This is a genomic window from Pseudomonas faucium (genome assembly GCF_021602585.1).
GTDB lineage: Bacteria > Pseudomonadota > Gammaproteobacteria > Pseudomonadales > Pseudomonadaceae > Aquipseudomonas > Aquipseudomonas faucium.
This window is the reverse complement of sequence record NZ_BQIP01000006.1, coordinates 82820-104233: the sequence shown is the minus strand read 5'-3', so window position 1 is coordinate 104233 and position 21414 is coordinate 82820. Positions and strand designations below refer to the sequence as shown.

Annotated in this window: 21 protein-coding genes and 1 tRNA gene; 7 read left to right on the top strand and 15 right to left on the bottom strand. The window is 64.6% G+C overall.

Translation table 11 applies throughout. The annotated features are described in order from the left end of the window. Window positions 1-150: 150 nt before the first annotated feature. The 8 genes from ychF to L6D75_RS09410 form a co-directional block, all read right to left on the bottom strand. Window positions 151-1251 carry a redox-regulated ATPase YchF gene (gene ychF, locus L6D75_RS09445; RefSeq protein ID WP_023629554.1) on the bottom strand — a complete coding sequence of 367 codons (1101 nt, stop codon included), beginning with the start codon at window positions 1249-1251 and terminating at the stop codon, window positions 151-153. Between the two features lie 22 nt (window positions 1252-1273). Beyond that, the gene (gene pth / locus L6D75_RS09440; protein WP_176512175.1) at window positions 1274-1858 is read right to left on the bottom strand and encodes an aminoacyl-tRNA hydrolase; all 585 of its coding nucleotides are present in this window, start codon (window positions 1856-1858) and stop codon (window positions 1274-1276) included. Window positions 1859-1937: 79 nt separating this feature from the next. Then, window positions 1938-2534 (bottom strand): 50S ribosomal protein L25/general stress protein Ctc, encoded by a 597-nt coding sequence (locus tag L6D75_RS09435; RefSeq protein WP_176512174.1) that lies wholly within the window; start codon window positions 2532-2534, stop codon window positions 1938-1940. Window positions 2535-2652: 118 nt separating this feature from the next. Next, on the bottom strand, window positions 2653-3594 hold the full coding sequence (locus L6D75_RS09430) for a ribose-phosphate pyrophosphokinase (protein ID WP_003247410.1): 942 nt from the start codon (window positions 3592-3594) through the stop codon (window positions 2653-2655). A 48-nt stretch (window positions 3595-3642) separates the two neighbouring features. Further along, window positions 3643-3717, bottom strand: a tRNA-Gln gene (locus tag L6D75_RS09425). Window positions 3718-3736: 19 nt separating this feature from the next. Continuing rightward, on the bottom strand, window positions 3737-4597 hold the full coding sequence (ispE, locus tag L6D75_RS09420) for a 4-(cytidine 5'-diphospho)-2-C-methyl-D-erythritol kinase (RefSeq protein ID WP_176512173.1): 861 nt from the start codon (window positions 4595-4597) through the stop codon (window positions 3737-3739). A 3-nt stretch (window positions 4598-4600) separates the two neighbouring features. Continuing rightward, the gene (lolB, locus tag L6D75_RS09415; protein ID WP_176512172.1) at window positions 4601-5218 is read right to left on the bottom strand and encodes a lipoprotein insertase outer membrane protein LolB; all 618 of its coding nucleotides are present in this window, start codon (window positions 5216-5218) and stop codon (window positions 4601-4603) included. Between the two features lie 4 nt (window positions 5219-5222). Next, entirely contained in the window at window positions 5223-6944 is a 1722-nt protein-coding gene (locus L6D75_RS09410; protein ID WP_176512171.1) for a tetratricopeptide repeat protein, read from the bottom strand. A 417-nt stretch (window positions 6945-7361) separates the two neighbouring features. Between L6D75_RS09410 and hemA the strand changes: the two genes are divergently transcribed. From hemA to murI, 5 genes are read left to right on the top strand one after another with little or no spacing between them, the layout of a single operon-like run. Beyond that, entirely contained in the window at window positions 7362-8639 is a 1278-nt protein-coding gene (gene hemA / locus L6D75_RS09405) for a glutamyl-tRNA reductase (RefSeq protein ID WP_176512170.1), read from the top strand. After that, window positions 8636-9718 carry a peptide chain release factor 1 gene (prfA, locus tag L6D75_RS09400; protein ID WP_176512169.1) on the top strand — a complete coding sequence of 361 codons (1083 nt, stop codon included), beginning with the start codon at window positions 8636-8638 and terminating at the stop codon, window positions 9716-9718. Before hemA ends, prfA begins: the two co-directional genes overlap by 4 nt. Further along, a complete protein-coding gene (gene prmC / locus L6D75_RS09395; RefSeq protein ID WP_176512168.1) occupies window positions 9718-10548 on the top strand; it encodes a peptide chain release factor N(5)-glutamine methyltransferase in 831 nt (276 codons plus the stop codon). The genes prfA and prmC overlap by 1 nt, the downstream gene beginning before the upstream one ends. Further along, the gene (locus L6D75_RS09390; protein WP_176512167.1) at window positions 10542-11297 is read left to right on the top strand and encodes a molybdopterin-synthase adenylyltransferase MoeB; all 756 of its coding nucleotides are present in this window, start codon (window positions 10542-10544) and stop codon (window positions 11295-11297) included. The genes prmC and L6D75_RS09390 overlap by 7 nt, the downstream gene beginning before the upstream one ends. After that, a complete protein-coding gene (gene murI / locus L6D75_RS09385) occupies window positions 11290-12087 on the top strand; it encodes a glutamate racemase (RefSeq protein ID WP_176512166.1) in 798 nt (265 codons plus the stop codon). Before L6D75_RS09390 ends, murI begins: the two co-directional genes overlap by 8 nt. Before the next feature lie 2 nt (window positions 12088-12089). On the opposite strand, the gene L6D75_RS09380 is transcribed toward murI, so the two are convergent. The 5 genes from L6D75_RS09380 to L6D75_RS09360 all read right to left on the bottom strand — a co-directional run bounded on the left by L6D75_RS09380 (window position 12090) and on the right by L6D75_RS09360 (window position 17171). Further along, complete coding sequence (locus L6D75_RS09380) at window positions 12090-12788, bottom strand: SDR family oxidoreductase (protein ID WP_176512165.1); 699 nt, start codon at window positions 12786-12788, stop codon at window positions 12090-12092. Further along, window positions 12785-14227, bottom strand: coding sequence for a deoxyribodipyrimidine photo-lyase (gene phrB / locus L6D75_RS09375; RefSeq protein ID WP_176512164.1), 1443 nt, complete (start codon window positions 14225-14227; stop codon window positions 12785-12787). The genes L6D75_RS09380 and phrB overlap by 4 nt, the downstream gene beginning before the upstream one ends. Window positions 14228-14229: 2 nt before the next feature. After that, window positions 14230-15117 (bottom strand): MerR family transcriptional regulator, encoded by an 888-nt coding sequence (locus L6D75_RS09370; protein WP_176512163.1) that lies wholly within the window; start codon window positions 15115-15117, stop codon window positions 14230-14232. After that, window positions 15107-16075, bottom strand: a complete 969-nt coding sequence (locus L6D75_RS09365; RefSeq protein ID WP_176512162.1) for a YbgA family protein — start codon at window positions 16073-16075, stop codon at window positions 15107-15109. The genes L6D75_RS09370 and L6D75_RS09365 overlap by 11 nt, the downstream gene beginning before the upstream one ends. Before the next feature lie 109 nt (window positions 16076-16184). Continuing rightward, window positions 16185-17171: an NAD(P)/FAD-dependent oxidoreductase gene (locus L6D75_RS09360; protein ID WP_176512161.1), complete on the bottom strand. Its 987-nt coding sequence runs from the start codon at window positions 17169-17171 to the stop codon at window positions 16185-16187. Window positions 17172-17357: 186 nt separating this feature from the next. Between L6D75_RS09360 and L6D75_RS09355 the strand changes: the two genes are divergently transcribed. Then, on the top strand, window positions 17358-18263 hold the full coding sequence (locus L6D75_RS09355) for a TIGR01777 family oxidoreductase (protein ID WP_176512160.1): 906 nt from the start codon (window positions 17358-17360) through the stop codon (window positions 18261-18263). Window positions 18264-18276: 13 nt separating this feature from the next. Continuing rightward, window positions 18277-19290, top strand: coding sequence for a ferrochelatase (gene hemH, locus L6D75_RS09350; RefSeq protein ID WP_176512159.1), 1014 nt, complete (start codon window positions 18277-18279; stop codon window positions 19288-19290). Window positions 19291-19373: 83 nt separating this feature from the next. Here the strand turns inward: hemH and L6D75_RS09345 are convergent, their stop codons facing one another. Together L6D75_RS09345 and upp are read right to left on the bottom strand one after the other, a co-directional pair. Beyond that, window positions 19374-20648, bottom strand: coding sequence for a uracil-xanthine permease family protein (locus L6D75_RS09345; protein ID WP_176516790.1), 1275 nt, complete (start codon window positions 20646-20648; stop codon window positions 19374-19376). Between the two features lie 2 nt (window positions 20649-20650). Next, window positions 20651-21289: a uracil phosphoribosyltransferase gene (gene upp / locus L6D75_RS09340; RefSeq protein ID WP_176516791.1), complete on the bottom strand. Its 639-nt coding sequence runs from the start codon at window positions 21287-21289 to the stop codon at window positions 20651-20653. Window positions 21290-21414: the final 125 nt, after the last annotated feature.

The window sequence follows — 21414 nt, the reverse complement described above, 5'->3', positions numbered from 1 at the left end:
TCCGAGAGTCAGCTTAGTGTACGGAGGGCGGAAACGGCGGCGCCCCCTTCGCCGGCAAGCCGGCTCCCACAGGTTGGTCACTGTTCTCGAGGACAGTGCCATTGCTGTGGAAGCCGGCTTGCCGGCGAAGGGGGCGCCGCAGGTGTTGCGTTATACGTTGAAGCGGAAGTGCATCACATCGCCGTCCTTGACGATGTAGTCCTTGCCTTCCAGGCGCCATTTGCCGGCTTCCTTGGCACCGCTTTCACCCTTGAACTGGATGAAGTCGTCATAGGCCACCACTTCGGCGCGGATGAAGCCTTTTTCGAAGTCGGTGTGGATCACGCCAGCGGCCTGCGGCGCGGTGGCGCCGACGCGCACGGTCCAGGCACGCACTTCCTGCACGCCGGCAGTGAAGTAGGTCTGCAGGTTCAGCAGCTCGTAACCGGCGCGGATCACGCGGTTCAGGCCAGGCTCTTCCAGGCCCAGGGCCTCGAGGAACATGTCCTTTTCCTCGCCGTCGTCGAGCTCGGCGATTTCGGCTTCGATCTTGTTGCACACCGGCACCACCACCGCGCCTTCTTCCTCGGCGATGGCCTTGACCACGTCCAGGTGCGGGTTGTTGTCGAAGCCGTCTTCGGCAACGTTGGCGATGTACATCACAGGCTTGCTGGTCAGCAGGTGGAAGCCACGGATGACGGCCTTCTCGTCGTCAGCCATGTTCTTCATCAGGCTGCGCGCCGGCTTGCCTTCGGTGAAGTGCGGGATCAGTTTTTCCAGGATGGCCTTCTGCGCCAGGGCGTCCTTGTCGCCGCCCTTGGCGTTGCGGGCAACCTTCTGCAGTTGCTTCTCGCAGCTGTCGAGGTCGGCGAAGATCAGCTCCAGGTCGATGATCTCGATGTCGCGCTTGGGGTCGACGCTGTTGGAAACGTGAATCACGTTCTCGTCTTCGAAGCAGCGCACCACGTGGGCGATGGCGTCGGTCTCGCGGATGTTGGCGAGGAACTTGTTGCCCAGGCCTTCACCCTTCGAAGCACCGGCCACCAGGCCTGCGATGTCGACGAACTCCATGGTGGTCGGCAGGATGCGGTTGGGCTTGACGATTTCCGCCAGCGCCGCCAGGCGCGCGTCGGGCATCGGCACGATGCCGCTGTTCGGCTCGATGGTGCAGAAAGGGAAGTTCTCCGCCGCGATGCCAGACTTGGTCAGGGCGTTGAACAGGGTGGACTTGCCGACGTTGGGCAGGCCGACGATGCCGCAATTGAAACCCATGGGTATTCCCCTCTCTAGGAAATCAGGCCTTCTGGCTGTGCAGCTCGCGCATCGCCTTGGCGAAATCGCCGGCGAGCACATCCGGCAGCACGCCGAGGGCAAAATCGATGCTGGCGTCGAGCTTCTCCTGCTCGGCGCGCGGCGCGCGGCCCAGGACGAAGTTGGAGACCAGTTTGGCGTCGCCCGGGTGGCCAATGCCAAGCCGCAGGCGGTGGAAGTCGTTCTGGTTGCCGAGCTGCGCGATGATGTCGCGCAGGCCGTTGTGCCCACCATGGCCACCGCCGCGCTTGAGCTTGGCGACGCCCGGAGGCAGGTCGAGTTCGTCATGCGCCACCAGGATCGCTTCCGGCTTGATGCGGAAGAAATTGGCCAAGGCCGCCACGGACTGGCCGCTACGGTTCATGTAGGTGGTGGGGATGAGCAGACGAACGTCGTTGCCCTGATGGCTGAATTTAGCCGTCAGGCCGAAATACTTGCGGTCAGCGGTCAAGCAGACGCGCTGGGCGCTGGCAATGCGTTCAACGAAAAGAGCCCCTGCGTTATGCCGGGTCTGTTCGTATTCGGGGCCGGGGTTACCCAGGCCAACGATCAACTGGATGGCGGTCACGTCAGGGGCTCTTCCTTGGAGTTGGTGGGTTACAGGGCGCGCGGCACTGTAACCCGATCAACACCGGCGCGCGAGTGGATTACTCAGCGGCGCCTGCTTCAGCTTCTGGTGCAACGCGTGGAGCGTGAACGTTGGCAACAGCTTTGTCATCACCGTGGGCCAGAGCGACGAACTCTACGCCTTTCGGAGCTTTCAGGTCCGACAGGTGGATGATGGTGCCGATTTCAGCCTTGGCCAGGTCAACTTCGATGAACTCTGGCAGGTCTTTGGCTTCGCAGGAAACTTCGATCTCGGAAACGACGTGGGAGATCTCGCCGCCTTTCTTGACCGGCGCTTCTTCGCCGACGAAGTGAACCGGAACCTTGGCGGTCAGCTTCTGGCCAGCAACGACGCGAACGAAGTCGGCGTGCATGATGAAGCCTTTGGCCGGGTGGCGCTGCATGGCCTTGACCACGACGTTCTGCTTGGTGCCGTCGACGTTCAGTTCGATCACGTGGCTGAAGGCAGCTTCGTTTTCGAACAGCTTGGCGATTTCCTTGGCCACGATGGTCAGGGATTGGGCTTCTTTATCGCCACCGTATACAACGGCCGGGATGTTCAGCGAGTGACGCAGGCGGCGGCTCGCACCTTTCCCCAGGTCAGTACGCGCTTGGGCGTTCAGAGTGAAATCAGTCATTTTGTTTCTCCAAAATAGCCCCCCGAGGGCGTTTGCGACCAGCGCCAACGGGGATGGCAAAAAAGCCCCGCCCCAACGAATGCTGGGGCGGGGCGCTTCACATCAACACGGGTTCCGCTTAGCGGAACATCGCGCTGATCGATTCTTCGTTGCTGATGCGGCGTACCGCTTCAGCGACAACCGGTGCGATATCCAGCTGGCGGATACGGTCACAGGCTTGAGCAGCGGCTGACAGCGGAACGGTGTTGGTCACCACCAGCTCGTCCAGTACCGACTTCTCGATGTTCTCGATCGCGCGGCCCGACAGGACAGGGTGCGTGCAATAGGCGTAAACCTTGGCAGCGCCGTGTTCTTTCAGGGCCTTGGCCGCGTGGCACAGGGTGCCGGCGGTGTCGACCATGTCGTCTACCAGGATGCAAGTGCGCCCTTCGACGTCGCCGATGATGTGCATGACCTCGGAGTGGTTAGCCTTTTCACGGCGCTTGTCGATGATACCCAGATCGACACCCAGGGACTTGGCGACGGCACGTGCGCGCACGACACCACCGATGTCCGGGGAAACGATCATCAGGTTCTCGAAACGCTGGTCTTCGATATCGTCAACCAGTACGGGCGAGCCGTAGATGTTGTCGACGGGGATATCGAAGAAGCCTTGGATCTGGTCAGCGTGCAGATCGACGGTGAGTACACGGTCGATACCGACGACAGTGAGCATGTCAGCGACGACTTTGGCGCTGATGGCTACACGTGCCGAACGCGGACGGCGGTCCTGGCGGGCATATCCGAAGTAAGGAATCACGGCGGTGATTCGGGATGCTGAGGAGCGGCGGAAGGCATCGGCCATCACTACCAGTTCCATCAGGTTATCGTTGGTCGGGGCACAGGTCGGCTGAATAATGAAGACGTCTTTACCGCGGACATTTTCATTGATCTCAGTGCTGATCTCGCCGTCGGAGAATTTACCGACAGAGACGTCACCGAGAGGGATATGCAGCTGACGTACGACACGCCGAGCCAGATCGGGGTTAGCGTTCCCCGTAAAGACCATCATCTTGGACACGCGCAGTACCTGAAGGCTGAGGGTATACCTGGATGAGTATAAGGAAAATGGCAGGGGCGGCTGGATTCGAACCAACGCATGGCAGGATCAAAACCTGCTGCCTTACCGCTTGGCGACGCCCCTGTATCTGTTGCTGCGAGCGCTAGGCACTCGACTTCTTGACCAGACTTTGCAGCTTGCGATGCAACATCGAAACATTGCTTCCTTTCGCCACAAACCCTGTTTGGGTCACTGAAAGAAGGGCCAGAACTTTATCAGCTTCGGCTTTGCTTGGGAAGGCCCCAAACACACAACTTCCAGTTCCGGTAAGCCGAGCATCTGTGAATTTACCCAATGAATTCAACGCATTGCGAACTTCTGGGTAACTCTGCTCTACCACCGGTTGGCAGTCATTTCGACTGTTTCCCTCGGGAACGGGGCGCATCTTAAGGGGGAGGGAATCACGTGTCAACTGCGGATGTGAAAAAATTTCTACTGTGCTGACAGACACTTGCGGCACCAGCACGACATACCAGGGCTCGTGCGGGTCGACCGGGGTGAGTTGCTCGCCCACGCCCTGGGCGAAGGCGGCGTGGCCGCGCACGAATACCGGCACGTCGGCACCCAGCGTCAGGCCCAGCGCTGCCAGGCGATCTTCGTCCCAATCCAGTTGCCACAGGTGCGCCAGTGCCAGCAGGGTAGTGGCGGCATCCGAGCTGCCGCCGCCGATGCCGCCGCCCATGGGCAATACCTTGTTCAGCCAGATGTCGGCGCCCAGGCGCGTGCCGGACTGTTCCTGCAACTTGCGCGCGGCGCGCACGATCAGGTTGCTGTCGTGGGGCACCGCCGCGATTTCGGTGTGCAGGTGAATGACGCCATCGTCACGCACGGCGAAGGTCAGCTCGTCGCCGTGGTCGAGGAACTGGAACACGGTTTCCAGCTCGTGGTAGCCGTCGGGGCGGCGGCCGATGATGTGCAGCCACAGATTCAGCTTGGCCGGGGCGGGCAGGGTAAGTTCGTGCATGGCTCAGTGCCCCAGCTGGCGAGGTTGCCAGTCCTTGACCACCAGGGTCACGTCCAGGTCCTTGCCGTGCAGCTTCAGGCGCTCGGGCAGCCAGTAGCCGTTCTGCTCGGTGTAGCTCAGGTACTGCACCTGCCAGCCATCCTGCTCGAGGCTGGCCAGGCGGCTGTCGCCGTCCAGGGTCAGCTTGCTCTTGCTGTCGGGGGCGGGCAGGCCGCGGACCCACCAGACCAGGTGCGACACCGGCAGTTGCCAGCCGAGCTGTTCTTCCAACAGCGCCTCGGGGCTGGTGGCTTCGAAGCGGCCCTGGTTGGCCACTTCCAGCACCACGCCGCCGGGGCGGCCGGTCAGGCGTGCGGCGCCACGGCCGAGCGGGCCGGCCAGGCGAATGTCGTAGTAGTCCTGGCGTTGCAGCCAGAACAAGGTGCCGCTGCCGGAGTCGCGCGGGGCGCGGATGCCGACCTTGCCGTTGATCTGCCAGCCGTCGAGGCTGCTCAACTGCTCTTTATGGGCACGCCACTGCTGTGGGTCGCCGTGGCCCTGCAGGGCTTCGCGGCTACCGAAGCCGGCACAGCCGGCCAGCAGGGCAATCAGGGTGAAGGTGATGCAATGGCGCAAGAACATGGCGTTAAAGGGTCTCGGATCCGGTCAGGCGCAATACCGTCTTGCGCAGGATAGGGCTGTCTGGCTGGGCCTCGAAGGCCTTGGCCCAGACCTGGCGGGCTTCGCGGCGCTTGCCGTTGGCCCAGAGGACTTCGCCCAGGTGGGCGGCCACTTCATGGTCGGGGAAGCGCTCCAGCGCCTGGCGCAGGTAGCGTTCGGCTTCGTCGAGGTTGCCCAGGCGATAGGCGACCCAGCCGAGGCTGTCGAGCACGGCGGGGTCGTCCGGGGTGAGCTGGTGGGCCTTGTCGATCAGCGCCTTGGCTTCGGCATAGCGGGTGGTGCGGTCAGCCAGGGTGTAGCCCAGGGCGTTCAGGGCCATGGCGTTTTCCGGCTCGCGGGCGATGATGGCGCGCAGGTCTTTCTCCATCTGCGGCAGGTCGTCACGCTTTTCGGCCAGCATGGCGCGGGTGTAGAGCAGGTTGAGGTCGTCCGGGTAGTGCTGCAGGGCTTGCTGCAGCACCTGGTTGGCCTGGGCGTCCTTGTTGTTGTTGCTGTAGCTCTCCGACTCGATCAGGTAGAGCTGGACGGCGATCTCCGGCTGCGCCTCGCGGGCGGCGGCGAGCTGGCGCGAGGCTTCGGTGCCGCGGCCGTTGGCGATGAGGATGTCGGCCTGGCGCAGTTGCGCCGGCAGGTAATCGGGGCCGGGGCCGACCAGGGCATATTCGCGCAGGGCGCCCGCCGGGTCGTGGCGTTCCTCGGCGATACGGCCCAGGTTCAGGTGCGCGGCATCGACGTTGCTGTCGCGTTCGATCAGCTCGCGCAGGTAGCTCTCGGCCTCGTCCCAGTCCTTGTTCTCCAGGCACACCAGGGCCAGGGAGTAACGCAGCTCGTCGTCATCGGGGTATTCCTGCACCAGGCTGATGAACTCGGCCTTGGCGTCGGCCATGCGGTCCTGTTCGACCAGCGTGCGCGCGTAGGTCAGGCGCAGGCGCTTGTCGTCGGGGTTGTCGCGGATCGCCCCGCGCAGCAGCGGCAGTGCCTCGGAGCCGCGGTCCAGGGCCTGGAGCAGGCGGGCGCGGAGCAGGATCGGGGCGATTTCGCCATCATTCGATGGGTGTGCTTCGAGCAGCTCCAGGGCCTCTTCGGCCTTGCCGTCCTGGTTCAACAGCAAGGCTTTGCCGAACACCAGTTGGCTGTTGTCCGGGTATTTGACCAGCAGGCGGTCGAAGCTTTGCATCAGGCCGTCGCGGGTGCTCTGGTCGGTTTCGGCGGCCGACAGGGCGAGGAAGTCGAAGTGGGTGTCGCCTTGGCCCTGCAGCACCTTCTCCATATAGGTCATGGAGTCGTCGTAGCGGCCGGCGCGCGCCAGCTGGATGGCGGCGGCGCGCTGGGCGTCGAGGTTCTGCGGGTCGTTGCGGGCCCAGACCAGGGCATTGTCCAGCGCCGGCTCATCGGCGCCGAGGTACTCGGCGATGCGGTAGGCGCGCTCGGACACGCCGGGGTCCTGGGTCTTGGCGGCCTGGTCGGTGTAGTTGGCCAGGGCGATGTCGAAACGGTTGCGCTGCCCGGCAAGCTCGGCGACCAGCAGGCTGTACAGCGTGTCTTGCGTGAACGACCCATACACCACGGGCTTTTGCGCCTCGCCTTTGCCGGCCTCGGCGACGGGAGGCTCGGCACTTTTCGGGGCCAGGCTCTGGCAGCCCTGGAGCAGGGCGAAGGCAAGCAGCAATGCGTAAGGTCTGTTCATATAAGGAGGCTTAGAAGACTTACCGGCGGTCGGAGCATGATGACACAAGCGCGGGGGCAAACCCACCTGCGAAGGTCGTGGTTTACAGCGCGGGGCTGTAAGGGTCGGACCATTCGGGTGGGTGGAGGTTCTGGGGGATAGGTCGAAGGGGGAGGCCAGAGAGTGAGGCTGCCAGGCTTTGTTGAGGCGAGCATGCTACTGTCAATGCCTGGTCCGCTCGCCTCTTTCACTATTGCATTAACCTCGTTCGAAATACCTTGTGAGGCCTTCGAGAATTATCAGCGATAGAAGGGTGATGCTGGCGTTAGGCAGGGCACCGCCCAGGCAGGTGCTATCAGCCCAATAGCGAACGGTGGTTGTTCTAAAACCTGCGAAAGAGGACAATTATCGGCTTCCCGTCACAACCAGCGACCTTGCATGGCCTTTCTTGCACTTGGTATCAACCATAAGACTGCCTCGGTAGACGTACGCGAGCGCGTGGCGTTTACCCCAGAGCAGCTGGTCGACGCCCTGCAGCAGCTCTGCCGACTGACCGCCAGCCGTGAGGCGGCGATCCTGTCCACCTGCAACCGCAGCGAGCTCTATATAGAGCAGGACCACCTGTCTTCCGACGCTGTGCTCAAGTGGCTGGCCGAATACCACCGGCTGAGCCTGGACGAGCTGCGCGCCAGTGCCTACGTCCACGAGGAGCACGACGCCGTCAGGCACATGATGCGGGTGGCTTCGGGCCTCGACTCGCTGGTGCTGGGCGAGCCGCAGATCCTCGGCCAGATGAAGTCGGCCTACGCCGTCGCGCGTGAGGCCGGCACCATCGGCCCGCTGCTCGGGCGCCTGTTCCAGGCCACCTTCAGCGCCGCCAAGCAGGTGCGCACCGACACCGCGATCGGCGAAAACCCGGTGTCGGTGGCCTTCGCTGCGGTGAGCCTGGCCAAGCAGATCTTCAGCGACCTGGGCCGCAGCCAGGCGCTGCTGATCGGGGCCGGCGAAACCATCACCCTGGTTGCCCGCCACCTGCATGAGCAGGGCGTGCGCCGCATCGTCGTGGCCAACCGTACCCTGGAGCGGGCCAGCACCCTCGCCGAGCAGTTCGGTGCCCATGCCGTGCTGCTGGCCGATATTCCCCAGGAGCTGGCCCACAGCGACATCGTCATCAGCTCCACCGCCAGCCAGTTGCCGATCCTCGGCAAGGGCGCCGTGGAAAGCGCGCTGAAGCAGCGCCGGCACAAGCCGATCTTCATGGTCGATATCGCCGTGCCGCGCGACATCGAGCCGGAAGTCGGCGAGCTCGACGACGTCTACCTGTACACCGTCGATGACCTGCACGAAGTGGTCGCTGAAAACCTCAAGAGCCGCCAGGGCGCGGCCCAGGCTGCCGAAGAGCTGGTGTCGGTAGGCGCCGAGGACTTCATGGCGCGCCTGCGCGAGCTGGCCGCGGTGGACGTGCTGCGCGCCTACCGCCAGCAAAGCGAGCGCCTGCGCGACGAAGAACTGCAAAAGGCCCAGCGCCTGCTGGCCAACGGCGGCAACCCCGAAGACGTACTGGCCCAACTGGCCCGGGGGCTGACCAACAAACTCCTGCATGCGCCCAGCGTGCAACTGAAAAAGCTCTCGGCCGAGGGCCGCCTCGATGCGCTGGCCATGGCCCAGGAACTCTTTGCCCTCAACGAGGGCTCGACGGACAAATCCCCGCAATGAAAGCGTCGCTGCTGAACAAACTGGACACGCTCCAGGACCGCTTCGAGGAACTCACCGCGCTGCTTGGTGACGCCGAAGTCATATCCGACCAGACGCGCTTTCGCGCCTATTCGCGCGAATACGCCGAAGTAGAGCCGGTGATCGGCGCCTACCAGGCCTGGCGCAAGGTGCAGGATGACCTCGAGGGCGCCCAGGCGCTGCTCAAGGACGCCGACCCCGACCTGCGCGAAATGGCCGTGGACGAGGTGCGCGAAGCCAAGGAACAGCTGCTTGGCCTGGAGTCGCAGCTGCAGCGCATGCTGCTGCCCAAGGACCCCAACGACGGGCGCAACGTGTTCCTGGAAATCCGCGCCGGCACCGGTGGCGACGAGGCGGCGATCTTCTCGGGCGACCTGTTCCGCATGTATTCGCGCTACGCCGAGCGGCGTGGCTGGCGCCTGGAGATTCTTTCGGAGAACGAAGGCGAGCACGGCGGCTACAAAGAGATCATTGCCCGCGTCGAAGGCGACAGCGTGTACGGCAAGCTCAAGTTCGAGTCTGGCGCGCACCGTGTGCAACGGGTGCCGGAAACCGAATCCCAGGGCCGCATCCACACCTCGGCCTGCACCGTGGCGGTGCTGCCCGAGCCTGACGAACAAGTGGCCATCGAGATCAACCCGGCCGACCTGCGCGTGGACACCTACCGCGCCTCCGGTGCCGGCGGCCAGCACGTCAACAAGACCGACTCGGCGATCCGCATCACCCACTTGCCTACCGGCATCGTGGTCGAGTGCCAGGAAGAGCGTTCGCAGCACAAGAACCGTGCGCGCGCCATGTCCTGGCTGTCGGCCAAGCTCAACGACATGCAGACCAGCGCCGCGCAGAACGCCATCGCCAGCGAGCGCAAGCTGCTGGTGGGGTCGGGTGACCGCTCCGAGCGCATCCGCACCTACAACTACCCACAGGGCCGGGTCACCGACCATCGCATCAACCTGACCCTGTACTCCCTCGACGACATCCTCGCCGGGGGTGTGGACGCCGTGATCGAACCTTTGCTGGCCGAATACCAGGCCGACCAACTGGCCGCCCTGGGGGACTGATGACCATCATTGCCAGCTTGCTGCGCAACGCGCAGTTGCCAGACTCGCCGACCGAGCGCCTGGATGCCGAACTGCTGCTGGCCGCTGCCATCGGCAAGTCGCGCAGCTACCTGCACACCTGGCCCGAGCGCATCGTCAGCAGTGAAGATGCCGACACCTACGCCGGCTACCTGGCGCGCCGCCGCGGCGGCGAGCCGGTGGCCTACATCCTCGGGCAGCAGGGCTTCTGGAAGCTCGACCTGGAGGTGGCCCCGCACACGCTGATTCCGCGCCCCGACACCGAATTGCTGGTGGAAACGGCGCTCGAGCTGCAGCCGGCGGCCCCCGCGCGGGTGCTCGACCTTGGCACCGGCACCGGAGCCATCGCCCTGGCCCTGGCCAGCGAATGCCCGGCCTGGCAGGTCACGGCCGTGGACCGGGTGGACGAGGCGGTGGCCCTGGCCGAGCGCAATCGTCAGCGCCTGGGCCTTGGCAATGTGCAGGTGCTGGCCAGCCACTGGTTCGGCAACCTGGCCGGCCAGCGCTTCGACATGATCCTGAGCAACCCGCCCTACATCGCCGCCGAAGACCCGCACCTGGTCGCTGGCGATGTGCGCTTCGAGCCCAGCAGCGCGCTGGTCGCCGGGGCCGACGGCCTGGACGACCTGCGGCTGATCGTCAGCCAGGCGCCAGGTTACCTGTTGCCAGGGGGCTGGCTGCTGCTCGAACATGGTTACGACCAGGCTGCGGCCGTGCGCGAGCTGCTGGCCGGGCAAGGTTTCATCGAGGTTGCCAGCCGCACCGACCTTGGTGGCCATGAACGTATTTCCTTGGGGCGTCTGCCATGTTGAGCGATCAGGAACTGTTGCGTTACAGCCGGCAGATTCTGCTGGCACAGGTCGATATCGACGGCCAACTGCGGCTCAAGCGCAGCAAGGCGCTGATCGTCGGGCTGGGTGGGCTCGGCTCGCCGGTGGCGCTGTACCTGGCCGCGGCGGGGGTGGGTGAACTGCACCTTGCCGACTTCGATACCGTCGACCTGACCAACCTGCAGCGCCAGGTCATGCATGACAGCGACAGCGTTGGCATGAGCAAGGTGGACTCGGCGCTGCAGCGCCTGCAGGCGATCAACCCCGAGATCAGCCTGGTGGCCCACCGCCAGGCGCTGGATGAAGATTCCCTGGCCGCCGCCGTGGCGGCGGTGGACCTGGTGCTCGACTGCTCCGACAACTTCGCCACCCGCGAGGCGGTCAACGCCGCCTGTTTCGCCAAGGGCAAGCCGCTGGTCAGCGGCGCGGCGATTCGCCTGGAAGGGCAGTTGTCGGTGTTCGACCCACGGCGTGACTACAGCCCTTGCTACCACTGCCTGTATGGCCATGGCAGCGAAGCCGAGCTGACCTGCAGCGAGGCAGGGGTGATCGGCCCGCTGGTCGGCCTGGTCGGTAGCCTGCAGGCGCTGGAGGCGATGAAGTTGCTGGCCGGTTTTGGCGAGCCGCTGGTGGGCCGGCTGCTGCTGATCGATGCCCTCGGCACCCGCCTGCGCGAACTGCGGGTCAAGCGCGACCCGGCCTGCGCCGTGTGCGGGCAGCGCGATGCTTGAGCGCTCGGCGCCGGTCGGCGTGATGGACTCGGGCGTCGGCGGCTTGTCGGTACTGGCCGAGATCCAGCGCCTACTGCCCAACGAATCGCTACGCTACGTGGCCGATTGCGGCCATGTGCCCTATGGCGAGAAATCCCCGGAGTACATCCGCGAGCGTTGCCGGCGCATTGCCGAATTCTTCCGCGCCCAGGGGGCCAAGGCCCTGGTGTTGGCCTGCAACACGGCGACAGTGGCGGCGGCGGCCGACCTGCGTGAGCGCTACCCCGACTGGCCGCTGGTGTGCATGGAGCCTGCCGTCAAGCCGGCTGCCGCTGCCACCCGTACTGGCGTAGTCGGGGTACTGGCCACCACCGGCACCCTGCAAAGCGCCAAGTTTGCAGCGTTGCTCGACCGTTTCGCCAGTGATGTGCAGGTGGTCACCCAGCCCTGCCCAGGGCTGGTCGAGTTGATCGAGACGGGCGACCTGGACAGCGCGCCGTTGCGCCAGCTGCTGCAAGGCTATGTGCAGCCGTTGCTGGCCGCCGGTTGCGACACGCTGATCCTCGGCTGCACGCATTACCCCTTCCTGCGCCCGCTGCTGGCGACCATGGTGCCCGCCGACGTGGCGATCATCGACACCGGTGCTGCCGTGGCGCGCCAGCTGCAACGCCTGCTGGCCGCCCGCGACCTGCTGGCCGAAGGGCCCGCGCAGCCGGCGGCGTTCTGGAGCAGTGCCGAGCCTCGGTCGCTGAGCAGCGTCCTGCCTGTGCTGTGGCACGAAGCGAGCCCGGTGCAGCGCTTCGAGCAATAGCATCAGCGTGACAGTGGCCACAAGGCACTCAAGTCGAGTACCTCCAGCACCAGTTCAGGTTCACGCAGCGGCAAGCGCCGCAGCAATTCCTCTGCGGCACTCTGTGGCGTCCAGGCATCGGGGGCGGCCTGGGCGGAGGTCACCGGGGTCTTGAGTGAATGTGGCGCCACCACCGTCAGGTCGATCCCCAGCTCCTCAAGCTCGTCACGTTCCTCGCGCAGCCACTGGGGCATGTTGTTCCAGCCTGCGCTTACCTGGGTGGGTGAATGCAGCTGCAACGCCGAATAGCGGTTGAAGATGGCCATCACTTGCGGTGAATCGCCCTTGGCCAGCAACGGCAGGACCTTGCTCAGGCAATGTTCACCGGCCAGTTGGTTGCTGCTGACGATGGTCTCGAACAGCTCGCTGTCGGCTACATCGTCGGCCAGGTAATCACTGGTGCCGGCATTGATGATCAGGCTGTCCAGCGTGCCCCAGGCATGGCACAGCTGCTGGCAGGCGCTGGCCGCCTGCTCCTCATCGTGCAACTGCCAGGGCAGGCGCAGCAGCTTGCTGCCGTGGCGCGAGGCCAAGGCATCCAGTGCTTCGCCGTCCTTGCCGCTGGCGGCAACCCGGTGGCCCAGTTCGAGCAATCGCTCGACCAAGGCCAAGCCCAGCCCGTTGGTTGCTCCCGTGACCCAGAACGTTCGCGAGTTATTCAATATGCTGCCCTCTGCTCCTGCCGGCGTGGAAGGCTTTTGAACGCCTCCAGTGCACGCTGACGACTACTTCCGAGATCGACGATTGGACTGTAATAGCTATTGATAGACAACAGATCCGCCGATTTCATCGGCTGATGAATAGTTTTGTTATCGCAAAGGCTCAATTCTGGTAACCATTGGCGGATAAAGCGCCCTTGTGGGTCGAAGCGCTGTGACTGGGAAATGGGGTTGAACAGCCGGAAATAGGGCACGGCGTCGGTGCCGGTGGAGGCGCTCCACTGCCAGCCGCCATTGTTGGCAGCCAGGTCACCGTCGATCAGGTGGCGCATGAAGTGGCGCTCGCCCAGGCGCCAGTCGATCAGCAGGTTCTTGCTGAGGAACATGGCCACCACCATGCGCAGGCGGTTGTGCATCCAGCCGGTATGCAGCAGTTGGCGCATGGCGGCGTCGATCAGCGGGAAACCGGTGCGCCCCTCTTTCCAGGCTTGCAGGTCGTCGGGGGCATCGCGCCAGGGCAGGGCCTCGGTGTGGGCGCGGAAGGCGCGGTGCCGTGACACCTGTGGATAACCGCTGAGGATGTGCTTGTAGAACTCACGCCAAAGCAGCTCGTTGATCCAGGTCTGGATGCCGCTGCTGCCGCTGTCGAATTCGCCCCGGTTGCTGGCCAGGGCCGCATGCAGGCATTGCCGGGGCGATATCACGCCGGCGGCCAGGTAAGCCGAGAGCTGGCTGGTGCCGGGTACGGCGGGCAGGTCGCGCAGGTGCTGGTAGTCCTCCACGGTTTCGTCGAGAAACCGCGTCAGCCGCGCTTGCGCTTGTGTTTCGCCGGCAGGCCAGTGGTCGCTGAGGGCGCGGGGTGGCTTTTCGAAACCGTCGATATGTTGCGGGATCGGGTCGCTGGCGATGTCCAGCGGCGCTTGTGCTTTCACCCGCGGGGCCAGTGCCGGCAGGCTGCGGTGCAGGTGCTCGAGGCAGGCTTTCTTGAACTGGCCGAACACCTGGAAGTAGTCGCCCGCACGGGTCAGCAGTGTGCCGGGGCGAAACAGCAGCTGGTCCAGGTAGCTGTGGGCCTGGATGCCGGCTGCCTGCAGGTGCTTGCGGGTAGCCTGGTCGCGCCGCTGCTCGTTGATGCCGTATTCATCGTTCCAGTGCACCGCCTCGATGGCGTGCTGGCGGCAAACCTCGAGCACGCTGGCGGCGGCTTCATCCCAGGTGTCGATCTTGCGGATCAGCAGCGGGATGTTGAGCGCGTCCAGCGAGTGGCGCAGGTCGCGCAGGTTGCGCAGCCAGAAGTCGACCTTGCACGGCGCATCATCATGGGCCTGCCACTGGCCCGGGCTGGCCAGCCACAGGGCCACTACCGGGCCTCGCTCGGCGGCGGCGCTCAGGGCGGTGTTGTCGTCGATGCGCAGGTCAGTGCGCAACCAGATCAATTGCATGGTCAAGTCATCTCGGCAGGCGGGTGTTCAGGGTGTTGCAGCAAACGCAATGCTGCCTGTGGACTGTCGAACAGGTACAGATGGGAAAGTTCGAAAGATTGCAGTTGTGCGCGATGAAGGGACACCGTGGCGCCCCCGAGCAATTTCACGCAGGTAATGCCCTGCAGCGTGCGTTGCAGGGCTTTGGCATCGATTCGCGGCCCCAGGTGCAGCAGCAGCGCTCGCGGTTGCAATACGCTGACCGCGCGCTGCAGCAGTGCACCGCTGACGGGCTGCTCCAGCACTTCGACCGGGATGCCATTGCTGGTCAGCAGCCAGGCGCACAGCCACAGGCCAGGGTCGAAGGGCTGCCCGGCGTCTTCGGCGAGCAGTACCGCAGGCCCCTGCAGCAGCAGGTTGTCGTGGTAGACGCGGGCGCCCAGCTTGCTGCGTAGCCAGGTGTGGAAGAACACCTGCTCGAGCTGGGCATTGAAATAGCTGCGCCAGCGCAGTGCCAGGCTGTCCAGCAACGGCAGCAGCAGCTGTTCGCACAAGGTGATGGCAGGGTAGAGCGCCATGGCCTGGTTCAATTGCTGGTCGAGGGCGCGCTGGGAAAGGTTGGCAATGGCCTCGATCAGCTGTGCCTGGCGCGCCTGCCAGTCGCCCTGGGGGGCAACGGCGGCGGGCTTGTCGAGCAGGTCGCGGACCTGGCCCACCGATGCACCGCGCTGCAGCCAGGCGAGGATCGCTTTGACCCGCTCGACCTGCTCGCTTGGGTACAAGCGATGGCCCTTGGCGGTGCGCTGCGGTTTGAGCAGGCCATAGCGCCGCTCCCAGGCACGCAGGGTTACCGGGTTCACGCCGGTGAGGCGGGCCAGTTCACCGATCGGCAGAAGTTCGTCAGACCGCATTGCGCAGCCCCAGGGTGTCGGGGTGTGGTTGCAGGTAGGCCTGCTCTTGCAGGTAAGGGTCGGGGTGTTTGCGCAGGTGGTGCTTGAGCAAGGTCAGCGGCACCACCAGGGGTACGACGCCTTGCTGGTACTGGTCGATGATGTGCTGCAGTTCGGCTTTGTCCTGCTGCGTCAGTGCGTGCTTGAAGTAGCCACTCAAGTGCTGCAGTACGTTGCCATGGGTGCCTCGGCTGGCGCATCGGCGCAGGGCCTGCATCAGCTGGCTGAAGTAGCGTGGCCCGATTACCTGCGGGTCGTCATCGCGGCTCATGCTGCCGAGCAGGCGGCCAAGCTGGCGATAGGCGTGCGGGTTGTTGGCCATCAGCAGGTACTTGTAGCGTGAGTGGAAGCGCACCAGGGCGCCGCGGCTCAGGCCCTGGGCCAGCAGATGCTGCCAGTCGGCATAGGCATACACGCGGCTGATGAAGTTCTCCCGCAGCACCGGGTCGTGCAGGCGGCCTTCTTCTTCCACTGGCAGGTCCGGGCGCAGGGCGCAGAACGCCGCCGCGTAGGCGCCGGTACCACCCTGGGAGGCGGGGTGGCCGTTGTCCTGGTAGACCTTGACCCGTTCCAGGCCGCAGGAGGGGGATTTCTGCATGAAGATGTAGCCGCAGATGTCATCCAGCTCGCTGGCCATCTGCTCGCCGTACTGGCGCAGCGGCGCGGTCACGTTCATCTCGGGGTTGCGCGTGCCGACCACGGCGGGGTGCTCGGGGTCGCCGACCAGGCGTATCGGGTCGCGCGGTATGCCCAGGCCAATCGCGACTTCCGGGCAGACCGGCAGCCAATCGAAGTGCGCCTGCAGTTGCTCGCGGCACAGGTCGGAGCTTTTGTGCCCGCCGTTGTAGCGCACGCTGTGCCCTGTCAGGCAGGCGCTGATGGCGATGCGAGGCTTGGGGGTGGCGGCGATGTCGGGCATGGCAATCTCCGGAATAAACTTGTACATGTGGTTCGGCGTGTACAAGTTTATTCCAGCATAGCCACAAACTTATGCAAGTAGTATTTTTTGTATAGCTTTCCAGTACAGGCTATTCGAGGTGCTCCAGCAGCCGCCGTGCGGCTTCCTGGCCGCTGAGCCAGGCGCCCTCGACGCGGCCGGACAAGCACCAGTCGCCGCAGGCGTACAGCCCCTGGTCGGCATCGGCCAGCGCGCCCCATTCATGGTTGCCGGCGGGCCGTGCATAGAGCCAGCGATGGGCCAGGGCGAAGCTCGGTGCGGGGACCACGCAGCCGACCAGCTCGGCGAATTCGCCCCAGAGCTGTTCGATCACTTCTTCCTTGGCCAGGTCGATGTGCTGTTTGCTCCAGTCCGAGGTGGCATGCAGCACCCAGGTGTCCAGCTGTGCGTCGCGGCCGGGCTTGCTGCGGTTGCGGGCGAGCCAGTCGAGCGGGTTGTCCTGCACGAAGCAGCCTTGCATCGGCGTGTCCAGCGGGGTCTGGAAGGCCAGGGCGACGGCCCAGGTCGGCTCCATCACAACGCCCGCGGCCACTGCCGCGAGCTTGGGAGTGGCGGCCAGCAATGGCGTGGCCTGAGGCGCGGGCACGGCAATCACCACGCGGCTGTAAGGGCCATGGCTGCAGCCTTCGGTGTCTTGCAGGTGCCAGTACTGTTTGCCGCGAAACACTTCGGCGATGCGGCAGCCGAAGTTCACCGTCACGTCCTTGAGCAGGCCGCGGGTGATCGCGCTCATGCGCGGCACGCCGACCCAGCGGGTCTGTTCGTCGGGGGAGGGGGTGAGTTCGCCGTCGCGGTAGTTGTACAGCTGAGGCTTCCATTGCTCGGCCCAGCCCGCTTCCACCCAGTGCTGCACCTGTTCGACGAAACGCCGGTCGCGGGCGGTGAAGTACTGTGCGCCAAGGTCGAGGGCACCGGCTTCGCTGCGCTTGCTGGCCATGCGCCCGCCACTGCCGTGGCCTTTGTCGAACAAGTGTACGGACTGCCCGGCCTTTTGCAGGGCCTGGGCTGCGGAAAGGCCGGCGATACCGGCACCGATGATGGCAATAGGTACTGTCATGATGGCCTCTTCGAACCTTGCTGTACGCAGACTACGCTGTCAGGCAAACCTGTACAATGCACAATGTTTGTATAAGGTTATTCCGCTTATAGGGCAGGGTGGCCTATGTTTATCCGAGAGCGTTTGGTTAAAAAAGTGCCTTGTTGTTAAAAATAGACCATCGCCGCACTCTGCGAGGACACAGCCATGCATATATTGCTGACAGGTGGTACCGGCTTGATCGGCCAGCACCTGTGCCAGTTCTGGCTCGGCCAGGGCCATCGGATCAGTGTCTGGAGCCGCCGCCCTGATCAGGTGCCACGCCTGTGCGGCAGGGGCGTGCGCGGTATTGCCCAGTTGCAGGAGCTGGCGGCGGACGACCCGGTGGACGCCATCGTCAACCTGGCCGGTGCGCCGATTGCCGACCGGCCGTGGACGGCGGGCCGGCGCCAGTTGCTGTGGGCCAGCCGCATCACCCTTACCGAGCAGTTGCTGGCCTGGTTGCAAAGCCGAGAGCAGCGCCCTGAGGTGTTGATATCCGGCTCTGCCGTGGGTTGGTACGGCGATGGCGGCGAACGGGAGCTGACCGAGGCTTCGCAACCGGTGCGCGAAGATTTCGCCAGCCAGCTGTGCATCGCCTGGGAAGAAACCGCCCAGCGTGCGCAGCGCTTCGGGGTTCGCGTGGTGCTGGTGCGTACCGGGCTGGTACTGGCCAGCGACGGCGGCTTTTTGTCGCGCCTGCGCCTGCCGTTCAAGCTGGGGCTCGGCGGGCCTCTGGGCAATGGGCGGCAGTGGATGCCGTGGGTCCATATAGACGACCAGGTCGCCCTGATTGATTTTCTCTTGCAGCACAAGGACACCAGCGGTCCTTATAATGCCTGCGCGCCAGAGCCGGTGCGCAACCGCGAGTTCGCCAGGCGCCTGGGCCGTGCCTTGCATCGGCCGGCGTTCATGCCCATGCCTGGGCTGCTGCTCAAGGCCGGGCTTGGCGAGCTGTCGACCTTGCTGCTCGGCGGCCAGCGGGCGCGCCCGGTGCGCCTGCTGGCAGCGGGCTTCACCTTCCGCTTCAACGATCTGCAATCGGCCCTGGACAATCTGTCCAGCCGCCTCTGACATAGGACGCTGCATGACCGATCACGCCCTGCTGCTGGTCAACCTGGGTTCCCCGGCCTCCACTTCGGTGGCCGATGTGCGCCGTTACCTCAACCAGTTCCTGATGGATCCTTACGTGATCGACCTGCCCTGGCCGGTGCGGCGGTTGCTGGTCTCGCTGATCCTGATCAAGCGCCCGGAACAGTCCGCCCATGCCTACGCCTCGATCTGGTGGGACGAAGGCTCGCCGCTGGTGGTGCTGACCCGCCGGTTGCAGGCGGCGATGGTCGAGCACTGGCCCCATGGCCCGGTGGAGATGGCCATGCGCTATGGCCAGCCGGCGCTGCCGGACGTGCTCGCGCGCCTGGCTGCTCAGGGGGTGCGCAAGGTCACCCTGGCGCCGCTTTATCCACAGTTCGCCGACAGCACCGTGACCACGGTGGTGGAGCAGGCCAGGCAGGCGATTGCCGCCGGCCAGCTGCCGCTTGAGATGCGTGTGCTGCAGCCGTTCTACGATCACCCGGCATACATCGAGGCGCTGGCCGCCAGTGCCAGGCCGCACCTGCAACAGGACTACGATCACCTGCTGCTGAGCTTCCATGGCCTGCCGGAACGGCACCTGAAAAAGCTCGACCCCACCGGCAAGCACGATTTCCAGGCGGCCGACTGCTGCGCGGGCGCCAGCGCCGAGATGCGTGCGGTGTGCTACCGCGGCCAGTGCCTGGCCACGGCCAAGGCCTTTGCGGCGAAGATGGGCATTGCCGATGGCAAGTGGTCGGTGTCGTTCCAGTCGCGGTTGGGGCGGGCCAAGTGGATCGAGCCGTATACCGAGACGCGCCTGGATGAATTGGCCAAGGCTGGGGTGAAGAAGCTGCTGGTGATGTGCCCGGCGTTCGTGGCCGACTGCATCGAGACGCTCGAAGAGATCGGCGATCGGGGCAAGGAGCAGTTCATCGAGGCGGGGGGCGAGGAATTGGTGCTGGTGCCTTGCCTGAATGATCACCCGGAGTGGGTGAGGGTGCTGGCGGGGATGTGCGAGAAGGCCTGATTTTACCGCTGGTTGTGATGGCCCTATCGCCGGCTTGCCGGCGATAGGGCCATCACAACCCCCGCGCGCGCGAGGTCAATTCCTCAAGGCAACTGATCATCCAGCTTCTTGTGCTTCCAGCTGTCGTTGCCCGGCAGGATCAGGTTCAGCGCAATGGCCACGATGGCGCACAGGGCGATACCTTTCAGGCCCCAGTCGTCCGGGCCGTCGCCGCTGCCGATCAGCACGCCGCCGATACCGAACACCAGCGTCACCGAAACGATCACCAGGTTGCGCGCCTCGGCCAGGTCGACCTTGTGGCGGATCATGGTGTTCATGCCCACCGCCGCGATCGAACCGAACAGCAGGCAGAGGATGCCGCCCATCACCGGCACCGGAATGCTCTGCAACAGCGCACCGAACTTGCCGATGAAGGCCAGGGTGATGGCGAAGATCGCCGCCCAGGTCATGATTTTCGGGTTGTAGTTCTTGGTCAGCATCACCGCGCCGGTCACTTCGGCATAGGTGGTGTTGGGCGGGCCGCCGAACAGGCCGGCTGCCGTGGTCGCCAGGCCGTCACCCAGCAGGGTGCGATGCAGCCCCGGCTTTTTCAGGTAGTCACGACCGGTGACGCTGCCCACCGCGATGACCCCGCCGATGTGCTCGATCGCCGGTGCCAGGGCAACTGGAACGATGAACAAGATGGCCTGCCAGTTGAACGCTGGCGCGGTGAAGTTGGGCAGCTCCAGCCAAGGCGCGGCAGCGATCTTGGCGGTGTCGACCACGCCGAAGGCGAACGACAGGGCAAAGCCGACCAGCACGCCGGAAATGATCGGCACCAGGCGGAAGATGCCTTTGCCGAAGACCGCGACGATCAGGGTGGTGAGCAGCGCCGGCATGGAGATCAGCATGGCGGTCTTGTACGGCATCAGCACTGCACCATCCCCGCCCTTGCCCATCGCCATGTTGGCGGCGATCGGCGCCATGGCCAGGCCGATGGAGATGATCACCGGGCCGATGACCACCGGAGGCAGCATGCGGTCGATGAACCCGGTGCCCTTGATCTTCACCATCAGGCCCATGAAGGTGTACACGAAACCTGCAGCCATCACGCCGCCCATGGTCTCGGCCAGGCCGAACTGGCCCTTGGCGAGGATGATCGGGGTGATGAAGGCGAAGCTCGATGCCAGGAACACCGGCACCTGACGGCCGGTGACCAGCTGGAACAGCAGGGTGCCGATACCGGCGGTGAACAGCGCCACGTTCGGATCGAGGCCGGTGATCAGCGGCATCAGCACCAGCGCGCCAAATGCCACGAAGAGCATCTGCGCGCCCGAAACGACCTGGCGCCAGAGCGGGTCGTTGAAGCCGTCCTGCATGGTCAGGCGTCCTTCTGCTTGGTGCCGAAGATCTTGTCACCGGCATCGCCCAGGCCCGGCACGATGTAGCCGTGCTCGTTCAGGCGCTGATCGATCGAGGCGGTGTAGATGCGCACGTCCGGGTGGGCTTTTTCCACCATGGCGATGCCTTCGGGTGCCGCGACCAGGACCATGGCGCGGATTTCCTTGCAGCCGGCCTTCTTCAGCAGGTCGATGGTGGCGACCATCGAGTTGCCGGTGGCCAGCATCGGGTCGATGATCAGCGCCAGGCGCTGGTTGATGTCCGGCGCGAGCTTTTCCAGGTAGGTGTGCGCTTCGAGGGTTTCTTCGTTACGCGCGACGCCGACGGCACTGACCTTGGCGCCCGGGATCAGGCTGAGCACGCCGTCGAGCATGCCGATACCGGCGCGCAGGATCGGCACCACGGTAATCTTCTTGCCGGCGATTTTTTCCACCTGAACCTTGCCACACCAGCCATCGATCTCGTAGCTTTCGAGGGGCAGGTCCTGGGTGGCTTCGTAGGTCAGAAGAGCGCCGACTTCCTGGGCGAGTTCGCGAAAATTCTTGGTGCTGATGTCGGCACGGCGCATGAGGCCGAGCTTGTGGCGGATCAGCGGATGGCGGATCTCACGAGTGGGCATAGAGGGCTCCGAAAGGCGGGCAAAAAAACCGCGCTAGGTTAATCTATTCAGCCTTTGCTGTCGTGCAGTCCTTTTGCACGTTAGTCCATAAATGCTTGATCTGTGACGAGCGGATGCGTACCTTT

What these genes read in the sequence shown, in the direction of transcription:
- ychF (WP_023629554.1), bottom strand. Translation starts at nt 1,251, where the DNA reads ATGGGTTTCAATTGCGGCATCGTCGGCCTGCCCAACGTCGGCAAGTCC.
- L6D75_RS09435 (WP_176512174.1), bottom strand. Translation starts at nt 2,534, where the DNA reads ATGACTGATTTCACTCTGAACGCCCAAGCGCGTACTGACCTGGGGAAA.
- ispE (WP_176512173.1), bottom strand. Translation starts at nt 4,597, where the DNA reads ATGCACGAACTTACCCTGCCCGCCCCGGCCAAGCTGAATCTGTGGCTG.
- lolB (WP_176512172.1), bottom strand. Translation starts at nt 5,218, where the DNA reads ATGTTCTTGCGCCATTGCATCACCTTCACCCTGATTGCCCTGCTGGCC.
- L6D75_RS09410 (WP_176512171.1), bottom strand. Translation starts at nt 6,944, where the DNA reads ATGAACAGACCTTACGCATTGCTGCTTGCCTTCGCCCTGCTCCAGGGC.
- hemA (WP_176512170.1), top strand. Translation starts at nt 7,362, where the DNA reads ATGGCCTTTCTTGCACTTGGTATCAACCATAAGACTGCCTCGGTAGAC.
- prfA (WP_176512169.1), top strand. Translation starts at nt 8,636, where the DNA reads ATGAAAGCGTCGCTGCTGAACAAACTGGACACGCTCCAGGACCGCTTC.
- prmC (WP_176512168.1), top strand. Translation starts at nt 9,718, where the DNA reads ATGACCATCATTGCCAGCTTGCTGCGCAACGCGCAGTTGCCAGACTCG.
- L6D75_RS09390 (WP_176512167.1), top strand. Translation starts at nt 10,542, where the DNA reads ATGTTGAGCGATCAGGAACTGTTGCGTTACAGCCGGCAGATTCTGCTG.
- murI (WP_176512166.1), top strand. Translation starts at nt 11,290, where the DNA reads ATGCTTGAGCGCTCGGCGCCGGTCGGCGTGATGGACTCGGGCGTCGGC.
- phrB (WP_176512164.1), bottom strand. Translation starts at nt 14,227, where the DNA reads ATGCAATTGATCTGGTTGCGCACTGACCTGCGCATCGACGACAACACC.
- L6D75_RS09370 (WP_176512163.1), bottom strand. Translation starts at nt 15,117, where the DNA reads ATGCGGTCTGACGAACTTCTGCCGATCGGTGAACTGGCCCGCCTCACC.
- L6D75_RS09365 (WP_176512162.1), bottom strand. Translation starts at nt 16,075, where the DNA reads ATGCCCGACATCGCCGCCACCCCCAAGCCTCGCATCGCCATCAGCGCC.
- L6D75_RS09360 (WP_176512161.1), bottom strand. Translation starts at nt 17,171, where the DNA reads ATGACAGTACCTATTGCCATCATCGGTGCCGGTATCGCCGGCCTTTCC.
- L6D75_RS09355 (WP_176512160.1), top strand. Translation starts at nt 17,358, where the DNA reads ATGCATATATTGCTGACAGGTGGTACCGGCTTGATCGGCCAGCACCTG.
- hemH (WP_176512159.1), top strand. Translation starts at nt 18,277, where the DNA reads ATGACCGATCACGCCCTGCTGCTGGTCAACCTGGGTTCCCCGGCCTCC.
- L6D75_RS09345 (WP_176516790.1), bottom strand. Translation starts at nt 20,648, where the DNA reads ATGCAGGACGGCTTCAACGACCCGCTCTGGCGCCAGGTCGTTTCGGGC.
- upp (WP_176516791.1), bottom strand. Translation starts at nt 21,289, where the DNA reads ATGCCCACTCGTGAGATCCGCCATCCGCTGATCCGCCACAAGCTCGGC.